A 5,689-nucleotide genomic window follows, 5' to 3' on the forward strand; every position below is an offset into this window, starting at 1 on the left:
GCCTGCAGGCGCTGCGCGGATGAATCCGTTTACTTGACGCGGCGCACCTTGGCGGCCGTGTTGTAACCGTCGATGCGAAGGAACCAGTTGTTGAACAGGCCGGGCTTGATCGTGACGGCCGGATTCGTCTTGCGTACGCCCTGCAGGCTGGCGGACTCGATCTGCTCCCACACCTGGCCATTGGCCAGCGTATAGCGCTTGCCTTCGGCGAAGCCCTTGAATTCCCCCTCCAGCGTGCTCTTGATCGGCTCGTCGGAGCCGAAGTCGAAGAAGCCGCGGTTCTCCTGTTCCACCTGCTTGCGGGTATCCGCCTTGGCCTGGGTGACGGCGACCTGGGTCTCCTGACGCACCTRCTCGACGGCGCGTGCGGTTTCGCTGCCCACCTTGCGGGTGAGCCACGCGCTGAGCGTGGCCAGTTCGGCATCGCTCAGCTTGTCGAGGCCGGCGGCCTTGAATTCCTCTGCGCTCATCGATTCGCGCAGGTTGCCGAAGCGCGCGTCGGATGCGGCGTCCTGAGCGAAGGCGAGCAGCGGCGCGCTCGCCAGTACCAGGGATAGAAACAAGCGGCTCATCTTCATGGTTGTTCCTGCGGTCGACTGGCCGTTAGTGTAGTCATTCCGGCGACGCTCGGTCGCCTCTCCGTACGTCCATGGTTCCCCCCGCCCACGACATCGCGACGCTGCTGCGACGGCCGGCCCTGCAAGCGCTGCCTGCCCCGTTGCGCCACGCGCTCGCCGATGCGGCGACGGCGGCCGGTGCGCAGGACGGCATGCCCGATGCCATCGGGGTGCTGGACGACACGCTGGATACGCTGGCCATGCTCGGCGCCGACGGCGACGTCATCCTGGCGGCGCTGCTGCACGGGGCGCCGGGGCTGCAGGCGGCCGTCGGCCGTGCGGCGGGTGCGCAGGTGCCCGGCCTGGCCGACCTGCTGGAAGGGCAGGTGGCCGCGGCGCAGGTCTGGGCACTGCATGCGGAGCAGACCCGGGGCGCCAGCACCGAAGGCTTGCGCCGCCTGCTGCTGGCCATCGTGCGCGACCTGCGCGTGGTCACCATCCTGCTCGCCCGCCAGCTCGCCCGCATGCGGGCCGCGGGCGCCCTGCCCGAATCCGATCGCCAGGCACTGGCGCGACTGACCCGCGACATCCACGCGCCGCTGGCCAATCGCCTGGGCATCTGGCAGCTGAAGTGGGAGCTGGAGGACTTGGCGTTCCGGTACCTGCAGCCGCAGGTCTACAAGCAGATCGCCACGCAACTGGACGAAAAGCGCGTCGGCCGCGAGCGCTACATCGGTGCGGTCATCGATGCGTTGCGCGCGGCGCTCGCCGACCACGGGATCCATGCCGACATCAGTGGCCGGCCGAAGCACATCTACAGCATCTGGCGGAAGATGCAGCGCAAGCAGGTCGGCTTCGACGAGCTCTACGACCTGCGCGCGGTCCGCATCGCCGTGGACGATGTCGCCGCGTGCTATGCCGCACTGGGCATCGTGCATGCGTTGTGGGTGCCGATCCCCAGTGAGTTCGACGACTACATCGCGCGCCCGAAGGCCAACGACTACCGGTCGTTGCATACCGCCGTGGTCGGCCCCGAGGGCCGCACGCTGGAAGTGCAGATCCGCACGCACGAGATGCATGCGCAGGCCGAGCTGGGCGTGGCCGCGCACTGGAAGTACAAAGAAGGCAAGGCCGGCGGCGATGCCTTCGACCGCAAGATCGCCTGGATGCGACGGCTGCTGGACGGAGCGGCCGAAGGCGCGGGCGGCGACGGTGCACTGGCGGGGGAGCTGGATGCCGAACTGGTCGAGGACCGGGTGTACGCGCTGACGCCGAAAGGCGAAGTGGTCGACCTGCCGCAGGGGGGCACCGTGCTGGATTTTGCGTACCACGTGCACACGATGGTGGGCCACCGCACGCGCGGCGCCAAGGTCAACGGCCGCATCGTGCCGCTCAACCATGTGCTGCGCAGCGGCGACCGCGTCGAGATCCTGACATCGAAGGAGCCCGGACCGCGCCGCGACTGGTTGCTGCAGGCCAATGGATTCCTCGCCAGCGGGCGTTCGCGCGACAAGGTGCGTGCGTGGTTCCACAAGCTCGATCGCGCCCGCAACCTGCAGGCCGGGCGCGAGTTGCTGGAAAAGGAGCTGAAGCGCCTGGGCCTGCACCATGCCGACCTCACGGGAGCGGCGAAGAAGTTCCATGCCGACAACGTGGACGAGCTCTACATCCAGGTGGCACTGGGCGATGTGGGCCCGCACCAGGTGGGTCGCGCGTTGCATGAAGAACAGCGTGCGCCCGCGGAGCCGGAGGGTTCCTCGCTGCCGGTGTTGCGGCCTCCACGCAGGGTCGCCCGGCCCGGCAAGTCGAAATTCACCGTGCAGGGCGTCGGCAACCTGCTGGTGCAGCTCGCCCGCTGCTGCCAGCCGGTACCGGGCGAGCCGATCGCGGGTTACCTGACCCGCGTGCGTGGCGTCACCGTGCACCGCACCGACTGCGCGGCGTTCGCCCGGCTGGCGGCCACGAGCCCGCAGCGCGTATTGCCGGTGGAGTGGGGCCAGGCGGGCGGCGGTTACGAAGTGGACGTGCAGGTCACCGCGCTTGACCGCAAGTGGCTGCTCAAGGACATCACCACGCTGATCGCGCAGGAAGAAGCCAACGTGCTGGACATCAACAGCCAGGGCAACCGCGCGAATGGCCGCGTCCACCTTCGCCTGCGCCTGAAGGTCGCCGACTTCGGCCAGCTGTCGACGCTGCTCGGGAAGCTGGACGCGCTGCCCGGGGTGGAAGACGCACGACGTTCAGGCTGAGTGGGTATGCTGCGGGCGTGACCCGCGAAGACCACCACGACGCCGGGCGAAGCCGACGCATCGAACCGCACATCGACTGGGAGCGCGTCGACGCATCCGTGCCGCCTTCGCGGCGTATCCCGATGCCGGCGTGGCGCGACCGGCGGTACTGGCGCTGGGTGGCGGGCATCGTGCTCGCCTTGGCGGTGGCGCTGGTGGCGCTGCGCCAGCCGCTGGCTGACCTGCTATGGCCCGAGACCGGCGTMCAGTCCCTGCTGGACCAGGCGGACCAGGCGCTGCAGGCCGGCCGCCTGAATGCCGCCGACGGGACGGGCGCGCGGCAGCTGTACGAGGCAGCCCAGGCGATGGACAACGACCGCACCGAAGCGGCCGAGGGCCTGCGTCGCGTCGCGGAAGCGGCACTTCGCGCGGCGGATTCGGCCCTGCAGCGCCACCGGTTCGACGAAGCGCGCATGCACCTGGCGCTCGCACGCGACCTCCACGTGCCGCGACCGGACGCGGACGCGTTGGCCGCCAGGCTGCGCGCCCGGGAAGCGGCGCATGCCGGCGTCGATGGACTGCTTGCGGCCGCGGCGCGTGCGCACGCGGACAAGCGCCTGTCGGAAGGCGATGACGCGGCGTTGCCGCTGTATCAGCGCGTGCTCGCGCTGCAGCCCACGCGCCTCGAAGCCCTGGAGGGTCGGGAGGACGCGCTGTCCGACCTGTTGCAGGAAGCTGGACAGCGGCTGCAGCGGGGTGAATTGGGCGAGGCGGCCAGCAGGATCGCGGCGGCGCGCACCTTCGATCCTGGACACGTCGATCTTCCACAGGCGGAAGCCGCGCTGGCGGCGGCGGTCGATGCACGACGCCGTGCGGGTGCACGGGACCTGGCGCGCGGGCGCTTGTCGGCGGCGCGATCGGCCTATGAAGCCGTGGCGGCGGCCGTGCCGGATGACGCGGCGGCGCGGCAGGGGCTCGAACAGACGGGCATTGCCCATGCTCGGCAGGCTGAACGCGAAGCGGGCGACTTCGATTTCATGCAGGCGGAACGCGAACTCGCGCTTGCACGCACACTGGCGCCGCAGTCGTCGCGGGTGGTACAGGCGGAGCAGTCTGTCGCCCGTGCCCGCGAAGCCCAGCAGCGTCAGGGCGCTGCGCCGTCGCTTGCGCCACGCGAGCGCGACCGGCGTGTGCAGGCGCTGCTGGAGCGCATGGCACAAGCCGAAGCGCAGGGGCAGTGGCTCACCCCACCCGGCGACAGTGCGTACGACACGTTGCGTGCGGCACAGGCGCTCGCGCCGGACAACGCTGTCGTGAAACAGGCGGCGCTGCGCCTGCTCCCCGCCGTCCGTACCTGCTATGAAGACGAACTGCGCGCCAACCGCGTCCGGCGCGCACAGGCCTGCCTGCAGGCGTGGCAGACCCTGCAGCCGCGGGATGCCGCACTGGCGGATGCGCGCCGTCGCCTGGCGGAAAAATGGATTGCCGTGGGAACGGAGCGGCTGGGGATGGGGGACGTGGCGTTCGCCGCCCAGGCGTTGCAGGAGGCGCGACGCCTGGACGGTGCGCTCGCCGGGCTGGAGGATTTCGACGCGCGCGTGCGGACGGCGCAGGCGGCCACGCCCTAGCGCTGGAAGATGCGCCGTACCGTGTCGCGCGCGGCGTCCAGCGAGAAGTGGCGCGCGATGTTGTCGCGGCCATGTTCGGAGAGCGTCCCCCAGAGTTCGGCATCGTCGTACAGGCGCAGCACGGCCTCGGCGAACGCGTCCGCGTCATCCGCCACCAGCACGTCGTGCCCGTGGGTCAGGTGCATGCCTTCGATCGCGCACGAGGTCGCCACCACCGGCTGGCCGTGCGCCATGCTCAGGTTGACCTTGCCCTTCACGCCGGCACCGAAGCGCAGCGGCGCCAGGGCGATGCGCGCGCCGTCCATGTAGCCGCCGATGTCGGCGACATGCCCGTGCACGAGGATGCCCGGTTGCGCCTGCAGCGCCAGCACGTCCGCCGGCGGAGCCATCCCGATGCAATGGAAGCGGATGTCGGGTCGCCGCGCCTGGATGCGCGGGAAGATCTCGCGCCCGAACCACAACACCGCATCGACATTGGGCGGATGGCGGAAGCCGCCGACGAAGACCAGGTCCTTGCGCTGCCCGAACGGCAGCCCGGTGTCCGCCAGTTCGTGCAGGTTCGGCAGGACCTCGACCTCGGTGGCGGGCAGCAGGGTGGACAGCAACTCGCGCTCGGCAGGACTGACCACCAGCGTGGCATCCGCCTGCCGCATCAGCGCCAGTTCGCGATCGCGCGTGCGCTCGGCGGCGCGTCGCAGGCCGGCGTCGCCGGACAACTCGGCACCGCGCAGTTCGCGCAGGAAGTGCAGGTCGACGGTGTCGAACACCACGCGCGCCTGCGGGGCGAAACGCCGCACCAGCGGGAGGAACTCGGCTGCCACGTAGTGGCGGGACAGCATCACCACGTCGAAGCGCGGGCCATGTTCGCGCAACCATGCCGAGGGCCGTGTCGCGAACGGCGCGTGCCACGCTTCCACGCCGTGTCGCCGCAAGCGTGCCGTATCGCCCTCGACCTGGCGCAGGTCGGCAGGCAGGAACACCACGTGGACGCCCTCGTCGACCAGCATGCGCATCAGATTGACGAGGCGCAGCGAAGCGGAATCGTGGTGCGGGCGCGGAGTTTCCGCATCGATGATCAGGACCTGGCGGCGCGGACGCACGACCGAGCCGGCGCTCGGCAGGCTGCCGGCACGTGGCTGCTGCACCAGCGCGTCCTTCCACTTCGCCGCGAACACGCCGCGGTTGCGTACCTGGTAGGCCTTCGTTCCACTGCCGGTGTCCGTGCCGGAGGTGACGCCCTCCAGATGGACGACCCGCGACGCGGGCTGGCAGACGA

General features: G+C 70.3%; 4 protein-coding genes. 2 read left to right on the plus strand and 2 right to left on the minus strand.

What is annotated here, in order from left to right:
* Nucleotides 1–29: 29 nt before the first annotated feature.
* On the minus strand, nt 30–578 hold the full coding sequence (locus AC04L7_RS11355; protein WP_475513032.1) for a hypothetical protein: 549 nt from the start codon (nt 576–578) through the stop codon (nt 30–32).
* Nucleotides 579–649: 71 nt separating this feature from the next.
* Here AC04L7_RS11355 and AC04L7_RS11360 point away from each other — a divergent pair, with 71 nt between their 5' ends.
* Complete coding sequence (locus tag AC04L7_RS11360) at nt 650–2,806, plus strand: RelA/SpoT family protein (RefSeq protein WP_435997057.1); 2,157 nt, start codon at nt 650–652, stop codon at nt 2,804–2,806.
* A gap of 17 nt (nt 2,807–2,823) precedes the next feature.
* Entirely contained in the window at nt 2,824–4,413 is a 1,590-nt protein-coding gene (locus AC04L7_RS11365; RefSeq protein WP_435997059.1) for a hypothetical protein, read from the plus strand.
* Here the strand turns inward: AC04L7_RS11365 and AC04L7_RS11370 are convergent.
* A partial coding sequence (locus AC04L7_RS11370) for a glycosyltransferase family 4 protein (RefSeq protein ID WP_475513033.1) occupies nt 4,410–5,689 on the minus strand: 1,280 nt, incomplete at its 5' end. The two genes, AC04L7_RS11365 and AC04L7_RS11370, sit on opposite strands and share 4 nt — an antisense overlap.

It is taken from the genome of Pseudoxanthomonas sp. LjRoot204_2 (assembly GCF_056175765.1).

Excerpts from the sequence above, each read along its gene's own strand:
- AC04L7_RS11360 (WP_435997057.1), top strand. The coding sequence starts at position 650 with ATGGTTCCCCCCGCCCACGACATCGCGACGCTGCTGCGACGGCCGGCC.